The following is a 20190-nucleotide window of genomic DNA, read 5'->3' on the forward strand; positions in this document are numbered from 1 at the left end:
AAACGCATGACTCTCCCAGACAACGCACGGGGCTACGACGGCTTCACCGGCAAGGTCGGCCGGGTCTTCGCCGAGTCGCGCCCCGGCTGGCCCGCCGAGCGGCGCGCGAAGGGCCCGAACATCGTCGTGGTGCTGGTCGACGACCTCGGGTACGCCGACATCGGCCCGTTCGGCGGCGAGATCGCCACCCCGACGCTGGACGCGCTGGCCGCCGGTGGTCTGCGGCTGACCAACTACCACACCACCCCGCTGTGCTCGCCGTCCCGCGCGGCGCTGCTCACCGGCCTCAACCCGCACCGCGCGGGCTTCGCGTTCCCCGCCAACTCCGACCCCGGCTACCCCGCGTACTCGTTCCAGTTGCCGGACAACGCGCCGTCGCTGGCCGAGTCGCTGCGCGCGTCCGGGTACGCCACCTTCGCCGTCGGCAAGTGGCACCTGACCCGCGACGCGGCCAGCCACGACGCCGCCGACCGCGCGTCCTGGCCGTTGCAGCGCGGCTTCGACCGGTACTTCGGCAGCCTCGAGGGCTTGACCAACCTGCACCACCCGCACCGGCTGGTCTGGGACAACAGCCCGTACGACGGCGACTTCCCCGAGGGCTACTACCTCACCGACGACCTCACCGACCGGGCCGTGCGCATGATCGACACGTTGCGCGCCAACGACCCGGACAAGCCGTTCTTCCTCTACTTCGCCCACCACGCCATGCACGGCCCGTTGGGTGCCAAGGAGTCCGACCTCCAGCGGTACAAGGGCCGCTACGCCGCGGGCTGGGACGCCATCCGCGAGCAGCGCTTCGCCAAGCAGCTCGCCGAGGGCCTGTTCCCGGAGGGCACGCTCCTGCCGCCGCGCAACAGCGAGCCGGGGCGGGACGTGCCGCCGTGGGATGAGCTGTCGGACGAGCAGAAGCAGCTCTTCGCCCGGTACATGGAGGTCTACGCCGCCGCGCTGGACAATGTGGACCAGAGCGTCGGCAGGCTGGTCGAGACCTTGCGCAGGCACGGGGAACTCGACGACACCATCATCGTGTTCACCTCCGACAACGGCGCCACCGCCGAGGGCGGGCCGGCGGGCACGCGCAGCTACTTCAGCCAGTTCGTGCACGTGCCGGGTGTGCCGGGCTCGTGGGACCGCGACGTCGAGCGGGAACTGGACCTGCTCGGCGGCCCGCAGACCACCATCCACTACCCGCGCGGCTGGGCGCAGGCGTCGAACACGCCGTTCCGGCTGTACAAGTTCGACACCTACGCGGGCGGGGTGCGCACGCCGTTCATCGTGCACTGGCCCGCCGGTCTGGCACCGGGGTTGCGGCACCAGTACGTGTACGTCACCGACGTGACCCCGACCCTGCTGGAGCTGGCAGGCGTGCCGCGCCTGCCGGAGCGGCACGGCCTCGCGGCGGCGGAGGTCGACGGTGTGAGCGCGGCCTCCTTGCTGCACGACTCCACTGTGGATAGCAGGCACACCAGCCAGTACACGGAAACCGGTGGCAACCGCGGCTACTACGCGGACGGCTGGAAGATCGTCACCCGGCATATCCCAGGAACCCCTTACGACGACAGCGAGTGGGAGCTGTACCACGTCGCCGAGGACCCGACGGAGACCACGGACGTCGCCGCCGCCAACCCGGAGAAGTTGGCCGAACTCGCCGCGGCGTGGGAGAAGGCCGCGTGGAACAACGCGGTGTTCCCGCTCAACGACTACAGCCCCGCCAACAACCTGCGCAGGCCCGACGACGAACGCCTCGAGCGGCCGGTGACCCTGTACCCGGGCACGCCGCTGCTGGAGCGGTACCGGTCGGCGCAACTGGTGCAGTTCCGCGACTTCACGGCCATCGCGGCGCTGGAGTGCACCGTGGGCGACCGGGGTGTCCTCTTCGCGCACGGTGACCAAGGCGGCGGCTACGTGGTGTACGTCGAAGACGGCGCGGCCTACCTCAGCTACAACGCTTACGGTGTCGTGCACCGCACCGCTGGCGTACCGCTGGGCACCGGCCCGGTCGAGGTCCGCCTGACGGCCGAGGCGTTGCCGGAGTTCCGGTGGAACCTGGTACTGGACACCGGTTCCGGCACCGGCGAGGTCGGTCCGGTGCCGCAGATGATCGGCTTGGCCCCGTTCACCGGCATCAGCGTCGGCGCGGACCGCGGCGGCCCCGTCGACTGGGACCTGCACACCCGCGAGCGGACCTTCCCGTACTCCGGCGCGCTCCGGCACGTCCGCTACGAACCCGGCAAGCAGGCCGACTACGACCCGGCCCTGGTGGCCCGACTCTGGGCGGAGGCCGAACGTGTCTACGACTGAGCGGAACCCGGTGCTGGCGGTGCGCGGGCTGGAGGTCTCCTTCGGCCCGGCACCCGCCGTGCGCGGCGTCGACTTCTCGATCGCGCCAGGGGAGATCCTGGCGCTGGTCGGGGAATCCGGCTCCGGCAAGTCCGTGACCGCCCGGGCCGTGCTGGGCCTGCTGCCCGCCACGGCCGCGGTGCGCGGTTCGGCCAAGCTGAAGGACCGGGAACTGGTCGGGGCGGGGGAGGAGGAGCTGCGCGAGGTCCGCGGACGCGGGATCGCGATGGTCTTCCAGGAACCGGCCACCGCCCTGAATCCCGTGCACACCATCGGTTGGCAGCTCTCGGCGGTCCTGCGTGCGCACCGGAAGGCAACGCGTGCCGAGGCCCGTGCGGAAGCGGTGCGCCTGCTGGAACTGGTGGGCCTGCCCGCCGCTTCCGTGGTGAAGTACCCGCACCAGCTCTCCGGCGGGCAGAAGCAGCGGGTCGTGATCGCGCTGGCGCTGGCCAACGAGCCGTCGCTGATCATCGCCGACGAGCCGACCACCGCGCTGGACGTGACCGTCCAGGCGGAGATCCTGGCTCTGCTGCGCGACCTGCGCGACCGGCTCGGCACCGCGATCCTGCTGATCACCCACAACATGGGCGTGGTTGCCGACCTGGCGGACCGGGTCGCGGTCATGCGGCGCGGCGAGCTGGTCGAGCAGGCCGAGGTGGGGGACCTGTTCGCGCGACCGTCGCACACGTACACCCGGGAACTGCTCGCCGCCGTGCCCCGCCTGGGGCACCGGGACCCGGCGTCCTACTCCGCCGAGTCGACCACGGACGCCCTGCGGCTCGCCGAGATCGTGGTGCGGTTCAAGGACTTCACCGCGGTCGACCACGTCGGCCTGCGGATCGGCCACGGCGAGGTGCTCGGGCTGGTCGGCGAGTCCGGCTCGGGCAAGTCGACCATCGGCCGGGTGGCCGCGGGCCTGCTGCGCCCGGCCTCGGGCACCGTCTCGGTGTTCGGCGGCGACCCCGTGGCCGCTCGCCGCGACCTCGGCTTCGTGTTCCAGGACGCGGGCGGCTCGCTCAACCCCCGGATGACCGTCGCGGACTGCGTCGGCGAACCCTTGCGGGTCCACAAGGTCGCTCGCGGCGAGGAGTACCGCCGCCGGGTCGCCGAGCTGCTGGACGCGGTCAAGCTCCCCGCGTCCTACGCCCGCCGCAGGCCCCGGGAGCTGTCCGGGGGCCAGCGGCAGCGGGTCGGCATCGCCAGGGCGCTGGCGCTGGGACCCCGGCTGGTGATCGCCGACGAGCCGACCAGCGCGCTGGACGTGTCGGTGCAGGCGGCGGTGCTCGACCTGGTGACCGGCCTGCAGCGCGACCTCGGATTCGCCTGCCTGTTCATCAGCCACGACCTCGCCGTGGTCGACAGCGTCGCCCACCGCGTTGTCGTGCTGTGGCAGGGGAAGGTGGTCGAGGAAGGCGCCCACCACGAGGTCCTGCGGGCGCCCCGCGAGGAGTACACCCGACGGCTGGTGTCCTCAGTGCCCGATCTCGACCGGGCGTTCGCGCGGGTGTGACAAGGTACAGTTCCACGCGGACCAGCGCCGAACGCACCGGGATGGCACACGTGTGGGACACCATGACCGACATGATCGCTTCGGCGCGTGACCACCTGGCGCGGTACCCGGCGCTGTCCATCGGCAGCGTCGGGGTCTCGGCCACCGACCTCGGGCCGCGGCAGGTCGAGGTCTACGTCCCCACCGGCGCGCACGCCGAGGTCTGCGCCCACCTGCTGGCCTGGTGGGACAGCCTCGACGACACCTCCCTGCTCCTCAAGGTCGGCGACGACCCGGAGGACGCCCGGGTCCTGCTCTACGGGCGGCTCGTCGACGGCATCGCCATCACCGTCGTGGGACTGGTGGAGGAAGACGCGCTCGACGGCGTCCTCGACGACCAGTTCGGCGAGTGGGTCCTGCACTGGCTGCGCGAGCACGCTGTGTGAATGGCCTCGGCTCCGCCGAGGCGGCGAGATCGCCCTTCAGCCGATCTCTTCCCCCGCGGTTCAGAGACCGGCGCGATCTCGCGGGTGTTCAGCGTCCTGCCTGGTAGTGGGAGTTGACCTGGGTCGCGGTCAGCGCGAACGGGTAGTACGAGATGAACGCCAGGTGGTCCCACCAGTGCGCCGCGGACTGGTCGGTCCCGAACCCGTTGGTGAAGCCGTTGGTGTTCTCGTACCCGATCCGGAGGTACCCGGTCAGCGCGGTCGGGTGCACGCCCGACTGACTGGCCGCCAGGGTGTTGTCGAGGTAGAGCTTGAGCCCGTAGGACGCGTCGTGCACGGCGACGACGTGGTGCCACGAACCGTCGTTGATGCTGTAGCCGCTGACCAGTTCGTAGGTGACACCGCTGCCCTGCACGGCGAACACCAGCCTGCCGGTGCTGTTGACCAGCACCAGCAGGTTCTTGCTCGGCGACGCCGCGGTCTGGGTGCTGCCGATCGCGACGGCCACGCCCTGGCTGTTGACCGTGCGGACCCACGCCTCCTGGCTCGAACTCGTCGTCGGGGAGATCGAGATGGTGCCCGGGGTCGACACCCAGTGCGTCTGGTCGACCCGGGGGTAGGCCTCCAGGTTGCGCACGCACGCGTACGGCGACGCGTTCACCGTCTGCCGACCACCCTGGTAGGTGCCGTTCTGCGCGCTGGAGGACTCGTCGATCGCCGTGGTGCCGGTGGTCTCGTTGAGCGGGTAGAGCCGGGTCGCGCCGTCGGACAGCGGGACGTAGTGGCAGTCCGGTGGGGCCGAACTGACCGTGTCGGTGGTGTTCACCAGCCGCGCCAGGTAGGCGCTGATGGTCGAGTTCGTCCCCAGGTAGGCGACCAGCACGAGGACCCCGGACAGCGCGAGCAGCCGCCGCTTGGTCCTCGCGGTGGTCATCGGAGCCTCCGCTGCCGGTAGAGCGAGATCAGGAACGGCACCGCGCACAGCACCAGGCACACTGTCCACCACTGCCACGGCATGTGCGCGTTGACCGTGATGGGGATGCGGCCGTGGTCGTCGGCGGCGTTGCTCAGCAGGTCGGCGACCTGGCCGGAGTGCAGGTCCGCGAACACACCGTCGGGGGTTTCCACCCGCACGGGCAGGATTCCCGTCGACACCACGGTCGCCCGGGTGCCGTGCTCGTCGCCCATCGTGGTGAGCAGGGTCGCGTTCACCAGGGGGCGCAGCACCACGATCGCCGCGCTCACCGCCAGCGGGTACCCCACGAGCCGCAGCGCGCTGCGCCAGCGCGGCGCGGCGCGGCGGGTGAGCAGCCAGATCAGGCCGCACCCGGGGATCAGGATCGGCAGCGACTTGATCAGCCACGCGATGCCCCACCAGCGCGCGACGACCTTGCCGACCAGGTTCTCCTGGGTGACCGGGGTCGGGTCCATCGCCCCGTTGATGTCGCCCTTGGTGTGCACGCCGCCCGCGGTGTCCATCACGCGGTGGGTGTGGATCCGGCTGTCGCCCGGGGGGATGAAGGAGATGATGTCGCCCGTCCGCAGGTCGGCCACCCGGGCGGGGCGGGTCAGCACCAGCGTGCCGACCGGGGCGGCCTCGCCCATCGACGGGGTGTCCACCGACATCCAGCGGCCCCCGGTGATCGACCACCCCAGCACCATGACCACCCCGGCCAGCACGATGGCGGCCAGGGTGGTCAGCAGGCGTCGGTGGTCATGGCTCAGGGAGGCGCGGTGCTTGCCGCGCCTCCCCGGGCGCTGGCTGAGAACCAGCGCCCGGACTCGGATCAGGAGCTGAACGTCCATGTGAGTGGCTGCGAAGCGGTGAGTCCCATGTAGCTGTTGCCGAGGGACGAGGGCAGGCTCACCACAAAGGTGTACTGCTGGGTGGCCGACGGCGCCAGCGCGGTGAGCGAGATGGGAGTGGTGAACGCGGCCAGGGTGCCGTTGTAGGAGGTCGGGCCGGTGGCGGTGGCCGCCGCGTAGATCTTCAGGGTGACCTGCGAGCAGAAGTCCGACGCCGGGGTGATGCCCGAGACCGAGCCGGACTGCGAGCAGGTGCCCGGGGTCAGGGTGAAGGTGGCCGGGGTGATGGTGCCGTCGTTGGCCAGGGTGACGGTCTTGGTCGCCGAGCCGCCGGGCAGCAGCGTCGAGCCGCTGTACTTGTTGATGGTGGCGCAGTTGGCGGCGTTGGTCGACGAGCTGGTGCTGGTGCAGGTGTTGCTGCCGTCGGTCTCCCGCAGGATCAGCGACCCGGTGGACAGCGTGTCGGTGGTGTTGGTGATGGCCGCGGTGAAGGCGGACAGGGTCCCGGTCAGCGCGAGGGCGAGCAGGGTGGTGCCGACCAGACCACCCGCGATGACGAGCAGAGCCGACTTGCGGTCGCTGAGGCGACGACGGGTGACCGAGGCCATGGCCTTAACCTTTCTCGACCCGGCGGGTTGTGCTGCCGGTTGGCGGGGACGCTCGTGGGGCGCGGGAGCCGTTTCACTATCCATCGCGGACTGTGAGCCGGTTCTTATGCCAGACACGAACGAGTTTGCCCCGCATGACGGACGCTGCCGCCGGGTCGAGTGGTTTTAAGGGGTCCAAGTAGGACGCTGCGTAGCACTGCACGGTCGGCGGGGTGGGTGCCCCCGGCTCCAGTGGCCACAAAAGGCGGAAAATTACACTCTGGGTATGAATTTCCCGGGTACTGCGTCGCCCGTCACCGGGAAGGGTGAAGTTTAGGTGTCGACCAGTGACGGAACGGGTGTCACCACCGGGTGTCTTCACTCGATCGCGGTAGGTGTGCGCTCCATACGAGTTCACCATAGCTTTGACAACACTATGCCCGGGGGATTGAGCGGGTCTCAAGTGCCAACCGGTTGCGACCCGGTTGCCGCCCGCCTCGTCGCGGGTCCTACCTGGGGCCCGTGACGGGCCACTCAGCACTCCTGGCGCCTAGCCCTGCCGGACCGGCAGCCCGGTGCCGGTCTCCAGCAGGGACTTCAGGCTGGCGATGATCTCCGGCCAGCCGTGGGTCACGCCCGCGAGCAGCTCGCTGCCCGGCTCGAAGCCACCGTGCACCACGGTCAACCGGACCCGCTCGCCCAACTGCTCGATCTCGAAGGACACCCGGGACCGCGGCTCCGCCGCGAACCTCGCGGCCACCTCGTGGTCGAAGTCGTGGGAGTCGCGCCACTCGTCGGAGATGGTGTGCCAGGTGTAGGAGAGCCGCCGGGGCGGGTCCGACTCCAGCACGACCTGCTCCGGGTCGGTGATGGTCACGCCGTTCTCCACCCACGTCATCGGCGTGCCCGCGGTCCAATCTGAGGTGAACTCGACGCCCCAGTACCGGCGCGTGAACGCCGGGTCGGTGAGCGCCTGCCACAGCTTCTCCGGCGTGGTGGCGATGTACGTCGTGTACGTGAACTCGGTGGGTGCGGCCATCGGTTGCTCCAGTGCTCTCTTCAGGTCGGCGAGCGCTTGAACCCGCCCGCGGTCGTAGCGCTTGATCCAGCGGTCGGCGATGGCGTTGACCGGCTCGGCGTTGAGGTGGTGCAGCTTCTCCCTGCCCCGCCGCGCGGTGGTCACCAGGTTGGCCGCCTCCAGCACGGCCAGGTGCTTGCTGACCGACTGCCGCGCCATGTCCAGCCCCGCGCACAGCTCGCGCAGCGTCTGCCCGTCCCGCTCGTTGAGCGAGTCCAGCAGCCTGCGCCTGCTCGGGTCGGCCAGCGCCCGGAACACCTCGTCCATCCCGCTCCCGGAAAAAGGCAGCCAAGCGGCTGCGTGTTCAGCATAGGCAGCCGGACGGCTGCCTGTAAACCCGGCCGGGTCAATGCGCGACCCGGCCGGGTGGAGTCGCGGGCCGGGGTGACGACGCGGCGGCGGCGCTCCGGTAGGCCGGTCAGTGGGCGCGGTCCGCCCGGGCGCGCCCGCCGAGGTGAGAGGACCGACATGACCCAGGTCGACAGCCGCCCGTCCGCGCTGCGCGGGGACGTGTTCACCGACGACATCGCCATCCCCAGCCAGGAGGTGTGGAGCACCTACCCGCCCACACCGCCCACCCCCGACCAGCTCAAGCTCAAACGGACCGGGTTGACCCCGGCCGAGCGCGCCGCCGCGCTGGACCGGCTCGCCGCCTACGTCGAGTACAAGCGCGACCACCTGCTCGGCTACCAGATCAACTCCGACATGAACGGCTACGCCGAGGACCTGTCGCGGTTCCTGCGCACGCACATCAACAACATCGGCGACCCGTTCCAGGACGGCGGCCTCAAGGTCAACAGCAAGGTGGTCGAGCAGGCGGTGCTCGACTACTTCGCCGAGCTGTGGCACGGCAAGCCGTACGTGCAGGCCGACAAGGAGTCCTGCTGGGGCTACTCGCTGAGCATGGGCTCCACCGAGGGCAACATGTACGCGCTGTGGAACGCGCGCGACTACCTCTCCGGCAGGCGGCTGCTGGGGGAGGAGGAGTCCGACCAGGCGGGCGCGCTGACCTACGCCAGCCCGCAGGACGCCACCGCCGACAACCGCGCGTACCAGCCGGTGGTCTTCTACTCCGAGGACACGCACTACTCGTTCAACAAGGCCGTGCGGGTGCTCAGCCTGCCGACCTTCGGCGAGCTGGGCCGCGACCTCTACAAGAACGAGTGCCCGATCAACAACGGCGTCTGGCCGGACGAGGTCCCGTCGGCGCTGCCCGAGACGAGCAACCCCGACGAGCGGTACTCGACCTTCGGTCCGGGCTCGATCGATGTGGACAAGCTCGTCGTGCTCGTCGACTTCTTCGCCCGCAAGGGACACCCGATCATCGTCAGCCTCAACTTCGGCAGCACCTTCAAGGGCGCCTACGACCCGGTGCGCGAGGTCAGCGACCGGCTGCTGCCCATCTTCCACGCCAACGGGTTGATCGACCGCGAGATCCACTACGGCCACGGCCGCCGCACCGACCACCGCCGCGGCTTCTGGATCCACGTGGACGGCGCGCTCGGCGCGGGCTACGTGCCGTTCCTGGCCAAGGCGGCGAAGGAGGCCAAGTACGGGTACAACCCGGACGCGCCGGTCCCGGAGTTCGACTTCGGCCTGCGGTCGCGGCACGTGCCCGAGCACGGCGAGCCGGTGGAACTGGACATGGTCGCCTCGATCGTGGTCAGCGGGCACAAGTGGATGGGCGCGCCGGTGCCGTGCGGCATCTTCGCGACCAAGGTCAAGTACCAGATGCAGCCACCGAGCAAACCGGACTACATCGGCTCCCTCGACACCACGTTCGCGGGCTCCCGCAACGGGTTCTCGCCGATCGTCATCTGGGACCACATCGCCAAGAACCCCGACGACCGGCAGATCACCCAGGCCACGCACGCGCAGCGGATGTCGGCCTACCTGGTGGACCGGCTGGTGCAGGTGGAGCAGTACCGCAAGGCCAAGTTCAACGAGGACAGCCTGTTCATCGACCGCACCCCGCTGGCCATCACGGTCCGCTTCCGGCGGCCCGGCGCGCGGCTGGTCGCCAAGTGGTCGTTGTCCACGGTGAGCCTGCGGATGCGGCCGAACGACGACAGCAGCATCCGGCACATCGCGCACGTGTTCCTGATGCCGTCCACCACCCAGGAACAGATCGACGCGTTCACCGCCGACCTGTACGCCTATGACGCGTTCGACCCGATCGAACCGCAGTCCGCGCTGTCCCGCGCGACCGCCGTGCTGGCCGAAACGCCCTTCGTCGACCGCGGCTTCGCCTGAGCGCGCGTGGCCCGGCCGCGCGCGGCCGGGCCACGTCGACGATTCCCGGTCGACGGGTCTCGCGCGCGGACAATCGCGGCCCCCTGCGAGGTGAACCACACAGCACGCGGGCCCGCTCGATTCCGGCAATCGAGCGGGCTCGGGTGTTCGGTGAATTGTTGCCGTTGTCCAGACCATTAACCTCGGCTGGAGTGGTCCGTGCCCCAATCAATCGGCCCGCGCCGCAGGTTCGCCATCGCCCGGGCCGCTATCGTCACCGCCAGGAACACCGCGACGTCGGCCATGTAGGCCTGCCGGTCGCGCAGCAACCCGACGACCGTGCGCACCCCGGTCGGGGGGCCCGCCGCGCGGACCAGCCGCGCGTTCCCGCTGTGCACGCGCTGCCGCCTGCGCACCAGGCTGCCCAGGTCCCGGGGCGCCCGCACGGTCACCACGGCCTCGGGTACCACCACCCGCCGCTCGATCGACGCGCTCACGTGGCCGTCGTCGCTGATCAGGTCTCCCGGCAGGGGGAACAGGCGGTCGTGCGCGCGGGCGTCCAGCACGTACACGCCCCGCCCGGCGCTGGACCGGTGGACGGCGGGCAGCCGCTGCCACACGGCGTAGTAGCGCCGCACCGCCCAGGACGCCCCGGTTAGGTCGATCCGAGCAGCGGGCACGGCCGCCTCGAACTCCGGCCGGGCCGCCGCGGCGGCCAGCGCGTCGAGCGCGCGTCCGCCGAGTTCGACGTCGGCGTCCAGGTACGCGCGCGGGAACCCGGTGCAGCGGGCGTCCCCGGCGTTGAGCGCGGCCGCTTTCCCGGCGGTTCCCAGAACCACCACGTCGGGCGCGCTCGAATGCGCGCGCGCCACTTCCGCGGTTCGGTCGGCGCACCCGTTGGCCACCACCACGACTTTGCCCACCGCGGTCGATTCCGCGAGCCGGTCCAGGCAGGCGCTGATACCGGCTTCCTCGTTGTGCGCGGGCACAACGACATCCATGCTCATCCCCCTTGCGCGATGCCGCAAACATTCTCTTAATCGCCGCGCGGCCGGTCGCGTTACCGAATTCGCCGAGCGGTCACGCCGACTTCGTGGACTCGTTCCCCGGGACCGTTGGGCCATTCGAATGAAAAGTCCCTGGACGTTCCGGGCGTTCGGGGACAAACAATCCGCGCGAGTGCGCGCACCGCGCGCACCGGCCGCGACTTCTTTGGTGCCAACGGGCAGCGAAAACGCGACAGAGCTACACTCCGTCGGTTGTCGGTCGCTTCCTCAACGCGGCAAACAATCCAAGAGGAAAATAACAACCAATGTCGGTCAGTGGTTGTCCTCGTTGCCATTACCAGCGGCGTCGTCGGCGCCGATCGCGGAACCGCGGACCCGGACGACGAACAGCGCGATGCCCGCGAGCAGGAAGACGCCGCCCGCGAGGTACCAGCGGTTGCGGTTGGCCCAGGAGTCGTCCGCGGACCCGGCCTCGCCGCGCAGCCGCGCCGAGTGCGACGCGCACACCAGCGGCGGCGCCTCGTCCGCGGTGCGCGCGCAGGCCACCGTCGCCGCCCTCGGCTGGCCCGCGTCGGATTCGAGCACGGTCATGGTGGAGTGGATGACCGTCTCGCCCGCGGGCTCGATGTCGACCTGCCAGCTCACCCCGGACCCGGCCGCGGTGCCCGCCGGTTCGGCGGTGTCGAAGCGCAGCCCGGCGGGCACGCTCTGGGTGAGCCGCAGGTCGGTGACGTCGACGGTGCCGAGGTTGCGCAGCCGCAGGGTGTAGGTCATCCGGTCGCCCGCCGCGGCGTCGGCGCGCGCGTTGTCCACGGAGATGCTCAGCACCGGCGCCGCGGCCACGTTCGCCTCCCCCTCGCCCGCCACGGGCGGGGACGCGAGGAGTGCGGCGGAGAGGAAGGCGGTGGCGATCACGTCGTCTCCTAGCTCGCGGACTGGTCCGCGGCCGGACACCGGTGCCGGGCGGATGGGGTCGTGATCAGCGCCCGCCGCGCCGATCGCGGCACGCTCCGGGCGCGGCCCCACCCTACGGATCACGGTGGGAAATGCCCGGTCGAGCCACCCGATCGTGTGGTCGCCGCCGGTCGGTTTCCCTGTGGCAGTACCGGTCTTGACCTATGCGCCTATATGGGGTTATCTATAGGGGTACACGAACGAGAGGGGTTGGCGATGCCGAAGATCAACGTCTACCTGCCCGACGACCTGGCCGAGGCCGTCAAGGAGTCCGGGGTGCCGGTGTCCGCGGTGTGCCAGCGGGCGCTGGAGCAGTCGGTGAAGCGCGTGACCGCGATCCGCGCCACGGTGCTGGGGGAGCTGGCGTCGGGGGACCCGACGGAGCGGTTGACGCAGTTCACCCAGCGGGCCAGGGAGGTCATCCGGCTGGCCGTGGACCGGGCCCGCGCCGACGGCGCCGCGCAGGTCGGCACCGAGCACCTGCTGCACGCCCTGCTGGTCGAGGGCACCAACCTGGCCCTGCACGTGCTGCGCGCGGTCGAGGTCGACCCGACCGCCATCACCGTCCCGCTGTCCACTGGGGACGGGCGGGCGGACCGCTTCGGCGGCCAGGCGGCCAACGCGCTGGAGCTGGCCGTCACCGAGGCCGTGAGCCTGGGGCACAACTACATCGGCTGCGAACACCTCCTGCTCGGCCTGCTCGGTGAACCGGACGGCGCGGGAGGTCAGACCCTGCGCGCCGCGGGCGCCGACCCGCGCGCGGTCCGCGCCGCCGTCGTCGCGGCCCTGGCGGGGTACGTGCACCTGCGGGCCCAGACCGGCGCGACCGACCCCGCGGCAGCTATGGCCGCCGCCCTGCGCAAGGAACTCGCCCCCATCCTCGACCGCCTGACGCGGCTGGAGGAGAGCGCGGGCCTGGCCGGGGCCTGACCACCCCGGGGAACGCGCGCTCCACTGTTGTCGCCGTGGGAAAACCGGCCGCGTTCGGCACCGGTTGGTGCGGCAGGCATGACCCGAACGGGTGACTCAGGCCACATCGCTCCCCCTTCGGTGTGGCGCGGGTGGGGGTGGGGTACCTGCACGGTGGGATCAGACCGACGCCGAGAGGGGACCGTCCAATGTGGATCGCGCTCACCATGCCGTTCGTGCTGATGCTCGGCGCCGTGGCGATGCAACGCCTGGAGCCGACGCCGTTGGCGCCCGTGACGAGCGACGATCCGTTGCAGCACGCGGAAGTCTGAGGCGCCACCGCGACGTCGGACCGCCGGGCCCGACTCGCCCGGACAGCCCAGGTCAGTCCCTTGTGGACAACCGTCACCCGGGCTGTTCCGGTGAATCGGCCGCCACACCCCTTCCCCACCCACCGACCCGGCTGCTTCCCTGTCGTCCGCCAGCACCCCCGACGACATGAACCCGCCATCATCTGGCCGGTCATCGCCGCCGCTGTCGACCATGCCTTGACGCGCTTGGCCGCGTTGCCGAAACGACCGAGTACGAGGCCGTTGGGGCGCCTTGCCTGCCACACCGTGGACGAGCCCCGACCACTAGAACAGCGGCGCGATCACCGTGAGGTCCAGCCCGTCGGCGCGGGCCAGGTAGGTGGTCGGGCGCGGCGGCCCCGCCGGGGAGCCGGGCCAGTCGGTCGTGGCGAGCAGCGCCGCCGTCGCCGGTTGGGCTCTGGGGGCGGTGAGGTCGCCTGCCGCCGCCAGCGCCGCGGCGAGGTGGACGCCGTCGTAGCAACCCTCGGCGTAGGCGTCGAGCACGGGAGCCCGGGGTCCGAAGAGCGCGCGGTGCCGCTCCGCCAGCGCGACGCGGCGCTCGTCGCCCTGGCCCGCGAACGACCGCATGGCCGCGTACAGCTCACCCGTGTCGTCCCCGCCCGCGGCCAGCAGGCCGTTCTCCTCCAGGGACCCCGACAGCCGCACCACCCTGGCGGCCAGCGGCGACTCGGCGAAGACCCGGTTGAACGCCACCAGGTCGCGGCCGACCAGGCTGAGCAGGATCGCGTCCGCGTGCGCGCGGCCGATGGCGTCGACCAGCTCCTCCGCGGCCACCCCCGACCCGGGGAACGGCACCAAGCGCTCTGTCACGACCTCCGCGCCCAGCCCCCGCACGATCCCGCCCGCGACCCGGTGCACGGCGCGCGGCCAGATGTAGTCGCTGCCGACCAGCGCCCACCGCCGCAGGCCCCGGTGGTTCACCAGCCAGCGCACCGCCGGGGCGAGTTGCCTGCCGGGGCTGTCGCCGAGCAGCACCACCCCCGCGCGCCGGGTGCCGCCCTCGTGCGGCGGCGTGAAGATGTACGGGACGCGGTCGCCGAGCGCGGTCTCCAGCGCGCGGTGCACGTCGCTGGTGTGGAAGCCGACGAAGGCGTCGACCGCCGTCTCGACGGCCTCGCACGCCACCTCGGCGGGCGCGCGACCCGCGTCGACCAGCACCAGTTCGACCGGCCGACCCGCCACCCCACCCGCGGTGTTGACCTCGGTCGCGGCCAGCGCGGCGGCCATCAACCCGGACGGCCCGGTCAGCCCGAGCGCGCCGGAGAGCGGCAGCAGCAGCCCGAGCCGCAGCACGGCCGGGTCCGGCCCGCCCACGGCGACCGCCACCCGGTCCCGCACAACCGCGCGCACAACCGAGGTGGGGTCCATGACCGGACAGTATGCTCGCCGTGTCGTCCACGGCGGAAGGCTCATCATGGCTGGTCAACGCGATACCCGCGTGCCCGACCTGGTCGATCTGCTGACCAGGGCGCAGCGGGCGCTGGCCCGGGACCTGGGCACCCGCCTGGAGGAGGAAGGCGCCTCCGTCGACCAGTGGCGCGTCCTGCGCGCACTGGTCACCGCCCCCGACGGCCGCTCGATGGGCGAGCTGGCCGTGGCCGTGGAGATCCCCCACCCCACCCTGACCCGCCTGGTCGACGGCCTGGTCGACGCGGCGCTCCTGTTCCGCGGCCACTCCCCCCAAGACCGGCGCCGGGTGTCGGTGCACATCTCGGAGCTGGGCCGCACCAAGCTGGACCGCCTGGAAGCCCTCGCCGCCGCCCACGAGCACAGCGTCGCCGAACGCCTCAGCCACCAGGCCGTCGACGAGTTGTCCGCCCTGCTGCGATCCCTGGAGGGCTAGCCCCGCGGGCGCTGCGATCCCCGGCTCGCGCCCGGCCCCGGCGGCCGGTCCGCGCACGATCACGGCGTCGCCGCACGGCCCAACCACCGGGCACCTTCGAGCCGCTCGTCCACGAACTCGCGGGCCGGGTCTCCAACCAGGCGTTCGGCCGTTGCCCACCCATTCCCCGGAAACCGCAGCAGAACCCCAGCCCCCACTCAGCGCGACATGTCCCCGCCGCAGCTCCAGGCCGTTCTGTTCCTCTCCGGACCGCCCCCTCAACCGCCGCAGAAGCCCAACCCGCCACTCGGCGCAACGTGTTCCCGCCACCCGGTCCGAGCTGTTCCGTTCCTCCCCGGACCCACCCCTCAACCGCCGCTTGAGCCCAAGCCCCCCAGAACGCAACGCGGCCCTGCCACACGCCTTGATTGGGTGGACTTGCTTTGCGTGGGGGGACGGGCCTGCCAAGCTCGCCTGCGGGTGGGGTGGGCTTGCCCCTCCCACCGCTTTTCCCCACCGCAGGTTCGTAGGGGCCCCGCGCAAAGCAAGTTCGCCCAATCGAGGCCGCGCATCTTTTCCGCGAACAGCCGGACAAACCCAACGCGCACAGCCCACCCACGCCCACACGCCCAGCAGCCCACCGCAGGCTCGTAAGGCCCCACGCAAAGCAAGTTCACCCGATCAAGGCCACACAGCTCTCCGCGAACAGCCAGACCGATCACCCCAGCCACCGCCCCAAGCAGCACCCTGACACGACTCGGCGAGGCTCGACGTCGCCGAACGCCCCAGTCGCCAGACCACGCCAACCTGCGCCCCGGGAGAGCTAGCCCCGCAGACGCACCGGCAGCGTCTCCACCCGCGCTCCCTGAATCGTCCCCGGCATGACCTGCCGCAGCTCGGACCCCGGAACCAGCAACCGCGCATCGGGATAGTCCGCGCGCAGAACCTCCACCAACACCGTCAGCTCCAACTGCGCCAAATGCACCCCCAAGCAGTAGTGATGCCCCGCGCCGAACGTGAGGTCGCGGGCGGTGGTCTCGTTGATGCCGTCCGTGTGCGCCAGGATCGGGGCCCCGGCGGGCACCCGGACCCCACCCAGATCCACCTCCGCCGTCGTGAACCGCCACAGGCCGAACGGCGCGGCCGGGTGGTCGCGCAGAACCCCTCGGACGAACTCGGCGGCGGGCTCATCGGTCGGGGCGCTCAAGTGCCGGGCCACGACGAACCCCACCGACCGGTCGGTGGTGATCTGACCCGCGACGAGCATGGCCAGCACGTAGTAGGTGACCTCGTCGTCCGGGGTATCGTCCGGCATGCGCTGCCGCAGCTGCTGGGCGATCCCCGGTCCCTCGGCCGTCCCCGCCACCGCCAGCAGCCGCCGGATCGCGTCGCCCTGGTCGAGTCCGAGTTGCCCGCAGGCCGCCTTGGCCTCGTCGACCTTCGAGCGCGGCACGCCGAGCAGGTCGAGGACCACCGTCAGCGGGAACCGCACGCTGAAGTCCGCGACCAGGTCCGCCTCGTCCGCTAAGGCCGCCAGCAGCTCGCGCGCCACGGACCGGATGTGGTCGGTGTACTCCTGGATGCGCGCGGCGGTGAACATCGGCGCGTGCGCCCGGCGGGCCTCGGCGTGCGCGGGCCCGTCCAGCGTGGTCAGCGACGGGTGGTCCGCCGCCGTCGGCTCCAGGCCCGCGCCGACCCGGTCCCAGGCCGTGGGCGCGCTGCCCGGGTCCTTGACCACACCGGGGTGCACGAGCAACTCTCTAGCCACCGAGTCCTCGGTGACGACCCACACCCGGCCGCCCGCCGGGGCGTCGACCTGCACCACTGGCCCGGCCGCGCGCAACACCCGGCGCAGCGGGCTCGGCTCCTCCAGGCCGCGCACGGATGCCGCGGTCAGGTCGACGTCACCCAGGTATGGAGCTTCCCGCATAACCCCTCCTGCATGGTGAAGTAGCTTCACTGTGAAGCTATCGAGTCCGGGGGGTAGGTTGTCAACACCCAACCGCGCTCGACGGAAACGAGATCCGGTGACCCACTCGCACCAGCCCGCCGGCCGCGGCGAGCACGCAAACCGCGTACTGGAGGGGTTCCGCGCGTTCGGCGCGGACTACGGCGAGTTCGCCAACAGCTTCGCCGCGTGGCTCGGCCTGCACTCGACCGACGCGACCGCGCTCGTCGAGATCTTCTACGCCGAGGACAAGGGCGACCCGCTCACGCCGACCCGGCTCAGCGAGCGCGTCTCGCTGACCACCGGCGCGACCGCGAACCTGCTCAACCGGCTGGAGCGGCTCGGCTACGTCGTGCGCACCCGGGAGAACGCCGACCGCCGCGTGGTGACCCTGCGGACCAACCCCGCCATGGCGCACCCGGCCAAGGTGTTCTTCGGCCCGTTCGTCGACCGGGTGCAGGCGCTGGTCGACGAGTACCCCGCCGAGCAGGTCGCCCAGTTCGAGGAGTTCCTGTTCAAGATGAGCGCCACGCTGACCGCGGTGCTCGCCGAGGGGCCACCCGAGCCGGTCCCGCCGACCGTGTGACCTGCGCGGACACCGGTTCGCGGACGACTATTTCCAAATGGAAGGAATCTGTCTACGCTTCGCCGCACACGCGCACCGCGTCGGCGAGGAGGGTCCATGAGCGAACAGGCCGGGTTGGCGCAGTACGGCTACACCCAGGAGTTGCGTCGATCGCTGGGTTTCCGCGACCTGGTGGTCTACGGGCTGGTGTTCATGGTCCCGATCGCGCCGTTCGGCATCTTCGGCACCGTGTTCTCCGGCTCCGGCGGCATGGTCGCGCTGGCCTACGCCATCGGCATGCTGGCGATGCTGTTCACCGCCAACTCCTACGCCCAGATGTCGCGCGCGTTCCCGATGGCGGGCTCGGTCTACACCTACGCCGGGCGCGGCATCGCGTCACCGGTCGGGTTCCTGTCCGGCTGGATGATCCTGCTCGACTACGTGCTGGTGCCGAGCCTGCTCTACCTGATCGCGGGCATCGCGATGAACTCGCTGCTGCCCGCGATCCCGGTGTGGTTGTGGCTGGTCGTGTTCGTGCTGCTCAACACCGCGGTCAACTTCTTCGGCATCGAGATGACCGCGAAGGTCAACCGGGTCATGCTGGTCGGCCAGTTGATCATCCTGGCGATCTTCCTGGTGATCGGCGTCGTGGCGCTGGCGCAGGGCAAGGGCCGCGGCTTCGACCTCACCCCGATCTTCGACAGCGGCACGTTCTCCTGGCCGCTGATCTTCGGCGCGGTGTCCATCGCGGTGCTCAGCTTCCTCGGCTTCGACGGGATCTCCACGCTGGCGGAGGAGAACCGCGAGTCGGCCAAGGCGATCGGCCGCTCGATGATCGCCGCGCTGCTGCTGACCGGCGTGCTGTTCATCGTGCAGACCTGGGTCGCCGCGCTCCTCGTGCCGGACCCGGCCGCCCTGATCGCCAACGGCGACGCGGCGGGCACCTCGTTCTACGACGCGGCCCGGGTCGCGGGCGGCGGCTGGCTGGCCACGCTGACCGCCGCGGCGACCGCGGTGTCGTGGGGTTTCGCGAACTCGCTGGTGGCCCAGGCCGCGACGTCCCGCCTGCTGTTCGCGATGGCGCGCGACCGGCAGCTGCCGAAGTTCCTGGCCAAGGTGCACCCGACCCGGCGCGTGCCGGTGAACGCGACCCTGCTGGTGGCGGCGGTGTCGCTGGGGTTCGGGCTGTACATGCAGTCGCGCGACGACGGGGTCTCGCTGCTGAGCTCGCTGGTCAACTTCGGTGCCATGACGGCGTTCCTGGTGTTGCACGTGTCGGTCGTCGTGCACTACGTGGTGCGCAACCGCAGTAAGGACTGGTGGAAGCATCTGATCGCGCCGGTCATCGGGTTCGGCATCCTGGCGTACGTGGTGATCAACGCGCAGGTGGCCGCGCAGACCACCGGGTTCGTGTGGCTGGGCATCGGGGTTGTCGTCCTAATCGGACTTTTGGTGACCGGACGTCGTCCGGAGCTGTCCGGGATCGCGGGGGAGTCGAAGTGAGGGTCGTCCGTCTGGAATCCGAGCCCGCGTACGCGTTCGGCGGTCGCGCGCCCGCCATGACCGTGGCACCGGGTACGGTTGTCGAACTATCCACAGAGGACTGCTTCGGTGGCGCCGTGCGCGGGATCGATGACCTGCCGAGCCAGGTCTGCACCTTCCCCTACCTCAACCCGGTCACCGGCCCCATCGCCGTCGAAGGCGCCGAACCCGGTGACACCGTCGCCGTGCACTTCGTCGACATCCGCCCGACCCGCGACTGGGCCATCTCCACGACCTTCCCCCACTTCGGCGCCCTGACGGCCACCCACACCACGGCCATGCTCCACGACGCCCTCCCCGAACGGGTCTGGCGCTACGACGTCGACGCGGAGCGCGGTATCTGCCGCTTCAACGCCCGCGACTCCGACCTGTCGATCGAACTCCCCCTGGACCCCATGCACGGCACCGTGGGCGTCGCCCCGGCGGCCCACGAGGTGATCATGAGCATCACCCCGGGCGCCCACGGCGGCAACATGGACACCCCGGAAATGCGCGCGGGCACCACGGCCTACTTCGGCGTCAACGTCCCCGGCGCCCTCATCTCCCTGGGCGACGGCCACTGCCGCCAAGGCGAGGGCGAGGTCTGCGGCACCGCGGTCGAAGCGGCCATGTCCACGGTCATCGTCGTCGACCTGATCAAGGGCGTGTCCACCCCCTGGCCCCGCCTGGAATCCGACACCCACCTCATGTCCACCGGCACCGCGCGTCCCCTGGAGGACGCCTTCCGCATCAGCCAGCACGACCTGGTGACCTGGACAGCCGACCTCCTGTCCCTGGACGCCCTGGACGCGTACCAGTTCGTCAGCCAGGCGGGCCTCGCGCCTGCGGGCAACGTCGTGGACACCAACTACACGATGCTCGCCAAGCTCCCCAAGCGGTACCTCGCCGAAACCCGCGCCTACGAGGACGTCCACACCCGCCTCCGCACCACCGCGACGCACTACCTGAACCAACGCTGAGCCGGGAGAGGCGGGGTCCGCGCAGGGTGACCCCGCCTCACCCACCCGCTCGGCCCAACGCGAAGCGGGCACTTGCCGACTCGGTGGGCGAAGCGCCGTTTTCCCCTCGGTGGCACAGCCCGATCGTGCGATGGA

The 20190-nt window shown here is 71.0% G+C and carries 18 protein-coding genes; 10 read left to right on the forward strand and 8 right to left on the reverse strand.

Features of this window, described 5'->3' with window-relative positions:
* Positions 1 to 6: 6 nt before the first annotated feature.
* From V5P93_RS10210 to V5P93_RS10220, 3 genes are all read left to right on the forward strand, one after another.
* Positions 7 to 2301 carry an arylsulfatase gene (locus V5P93_RS10210; RefSeq protein ID WP_104483171.1) on the forward strand — a complete coding sequence of 765 codons (2295 nt, stop codon included), beginning with the start codon at positions 7 to 9 and terminating at the stop codon, positions 2299 to 2301.
* Positions 2288 to 3850: an ABC transporter ATP-binding protein gene (locus tag V5P93_RS10215; RefSeq protein WP_104483170.1), complete on the forward strand. Its 1563-nt coding sequence runs from the start codon at positions 2288 to 2290 to the stop codon at positions 3848 to 3850. The genes V5P93_RS10210 and V5P93_RS10215 overlap by 14 nt, the downstream gene beginning before the upstream one ends.
* Positions 3851 to 3921: 71 nt before the next feature.
* Positions 3922 to 4275 (forward strand): hypothetical protein, encoded by a 354-nt coding sequence (locus V5P93_RS10220; RefSeq protein WP_146108378.1) that lies wholly within the window; start codon positions 3922 to 3924, stop codon positions 4273 to 4275.
* 88 nt (positions 4276 to 4363) lie between these two features.
* On the opposite strand, the gene V5P93_RS10225 is transcribed toward V5P93_RS10220, so the two are convergent.
* From V5P93_RS10225 to V5P93_RS10240, 4 genes are all read right to left on the reverse strand, one after another.
* The gene (locus tag V5P93_RS10225) at positions 4364 to 5209 is read right to left on the reverse strand and encodes a LamG-like jellyroll fold domain-containing protein (protein WP_104483168.1); all 846 of its coding nucleotides are present in this window, start codon (positions 5207 to 5209) and stop codon (positions 4364 to 4366) included.
* Positions 5206 to 6081 carry a hypothetical protein gene (locus tag V5P93_RS10230; protein WP_104483167.1) on the reverse strand — a complete coding sequence of 292 codons (876 nt, stop codon included), beginning with the start codon at positions 6079 to 6081 and terminating at the stop codon, positions 5206 to 5208. The genes V5P93_RS10225 and V5P93_RS10230 overlap by 4 nt, the downstream gene beginning before the upstream one ends.
* Positions 6063 to 6689, reverse strand: a complete 627-nt coding sequence (locus V5P93_RS10235; protein WP_104483166.1) for a hypothetical protein — start codon at positions 6687 to 6689, stop codon at positions 6063 to 6065. Before V5P93_RS10235 ends, V5P93_RS10230 begins: the two co-directional genes overlap by 19 nt.
* 529 nt (positions 6690 to 7218) lie before the next feature.
* The gene (locus V5P93_RS10240; RefSeq protein WP_104483165.1) at positions 7219 to 8013 is read right to left on the reverse strand and encodes a metalloregulator ArsR/SmtB family transcription factor; all 795 of its coding nucleotides are present in this window, start codon (positions 8011 to 8013) and stop codon (positions 7219 to 7221) included.
* 201 nt (positions 8014 to 8214) lie between these two features.
* Here V5P93_RS10240 and V5P93_RS10245 point away from each other — a divergent pair, with 201 nt between their 5' ends.
* Positions 8215 to 9999 carry a histidine decarboxylase gene (locus V5P93_RS10245; protein WP_104483164.1) on the forward strand — a complete coding sequence of 595 codons (1785 nt, stop codon included), beginning with the start codon at positions 8215 to 8217 and terminating at the stop codon, positions 9997 to 9999.
* A 176-nt stretch (positions 10000 to 10175) separates the two neighbouring features.
* On the opposite strand, the gene V5P93_RS10250 is transcribed toward V5P93_RS10245, so the two are convergent.
* Both V5P93_RS10250 and V5P93_RS10255 read right to left on the reverse strand, forming a co-directional pair.
* Positions 10176 to 10979, reverse strand: a complete 804-nt coding sequence (locus tag V5P93_RS10250) for a glycosyltransferase family 2 protein (protein WP_181043920.1) — start codon at positions 10977 to 10979, stop codon at positions 10176 to 10178.
* A 318-nt stretch (positions 10980 to 11297) separates the two neighbouring features.
* The gene (locus V5P93_RS10255; RefSeq protein WP_104483162.1) at positions 11298 to 11900 is read right to left on the reverse strand and encodes a DUF11 domain-containing protein; all 603 of its coding nucleotides are present in this window, start codon (positions 11898 to 11900) and stop codon (positions 11298 to 11300) included.
* Between the two features lie 255 nt (positions 11901 to 12155).
* Between V5P93_RS10255 and V5P93_RS10260 the strand changes: the two genes are divergently transcribed.
* Together V5P93_RS10260 and V5P93_RS10265 are read left to right on the forward strand one after the other, a co-directional pair.
* Positions 12156 to 12869, forward strand: a complete 714-nt coding sequence (locus tag V5P93_RS10260) for a Clp protease N-terminal domain-containing protein (protein WP_104483161.1) — start codon at positions 12156 to 12158, stop codon at positions 12867 to 12869.
* Between the two features lie 188 nt (positions 12870 to 13057).
* Positions 13058 to 13180: a hypothetical protein gene (locus V5P93_RS10265; RefSeq protein WP_281261700.1), complete on the forward strand. Its 123-nt coding sequence runs from the start codon at positions 13058 to 13060 to the stop codon at positions 13178 to 13180.
* 303 nt (positions 13181 to 13483) lie between these two features.
* On the opposite strand, the gene V5P93_RS10270 is transcribed toward V5P93_RS10265, so the two are convergent.
* Entirely contained in the window at positions 13484 to 14587 is a 1104-nt protein-coding gene (locus tag V5P93_RS10270; RefSeq protein ID WP_104483160.1) for an ABC transporter substrate-binding protein, read from the reverse strand.
* Here V5P93_RS10270 and V5P93_RS10275 point away from each other — a divergent pair.
* A complete protein-coding gene (locus V5P93_RS10275; RefSeq protein WP_245931756.1) occupies positions 14586 to 15062 on the forward strand; it encodes a MarR family winged helix-turn-helix transcriptional regulator in 477 nt (158 codons plus the stop codon). The genes V5P93_RS10270 and V5P93_RS10275 overlap by 2 nt on opposite strands.
* Positions 15063 to 15864: 802 nt before the next feature.
* Here the strand turns inward: V5P93_RS10275 and V5P93_RS10280 are convergent.
* Positions 15865 to 16971, reverse strand: a complete 1107-nt coding sequence (locus tag V5P93_RS10280; RefSeq protein ID WP_104483158.1) for a cytochrome P450 — start codon at positions 16969 to 16971, stop codon at positions 15865 to 15867.
* A 97-nt stretch (positions 16972 to 17068) separates the two neighbouring features.
* On the opposite strand from V5P93_RS10280, the gene V5P93_RS10285 reads away from it, so the two are divergent.
* The 3 genes from V5P93_RS10285 (at position 17069) to V5P93_RS10295 (ending at position 20055) form a co-directional block, all read left to right on the forward strand.
* Positions 17069 to 17575, forward strand: coding sequence for a MarR family winged helix-turn-helix transcriptional regulator (locus V5P93_RS10285; RefSeq protein ID WP_104483157.1), 507 nt, complete (start codon positions 17069 to 17071; stop codon positions 17573 to 17575).
* 96 nt (positions 17576 to 17671) lie between these two features.
* Positions 17672 to 19057 (forward strand): APC family permease, encoded by a 1386-nt coding sequence (locus V5P93_RS10290; RefSeq protein WP_104483156.1) that lies wholly within the window; start codon positions 17672 to 17674, stop codon positions 19055 to 19057.
* Complete coding sequence (locus V5P93_RS10295; protein ID WP_245931755.1) at positions 19054 to 20055, forward strand: acetamidase/formamidase family protein; 1002 nt, start codon at positions 19054 to 19056, stop codon at positions 20053 to 20055. The genes V5P93_RS10290 and V5P93_RS10295 overlap by 4 nt, the downstream gene beginning before the upstream one ends.
* Positions 20056 to 20190 lie beyond the last annotated feature (135 nt).

The organism is Actinokineospora auranticolor (assembly GCF_041897805.1).
GTDB classification, from domain to species: Bacteria; Actinomycetota; Actinomycetes; order Mycobacteriales; family Pseudonocardiaceae; genus Actinokineospora; species Actinokineospora auranticolor.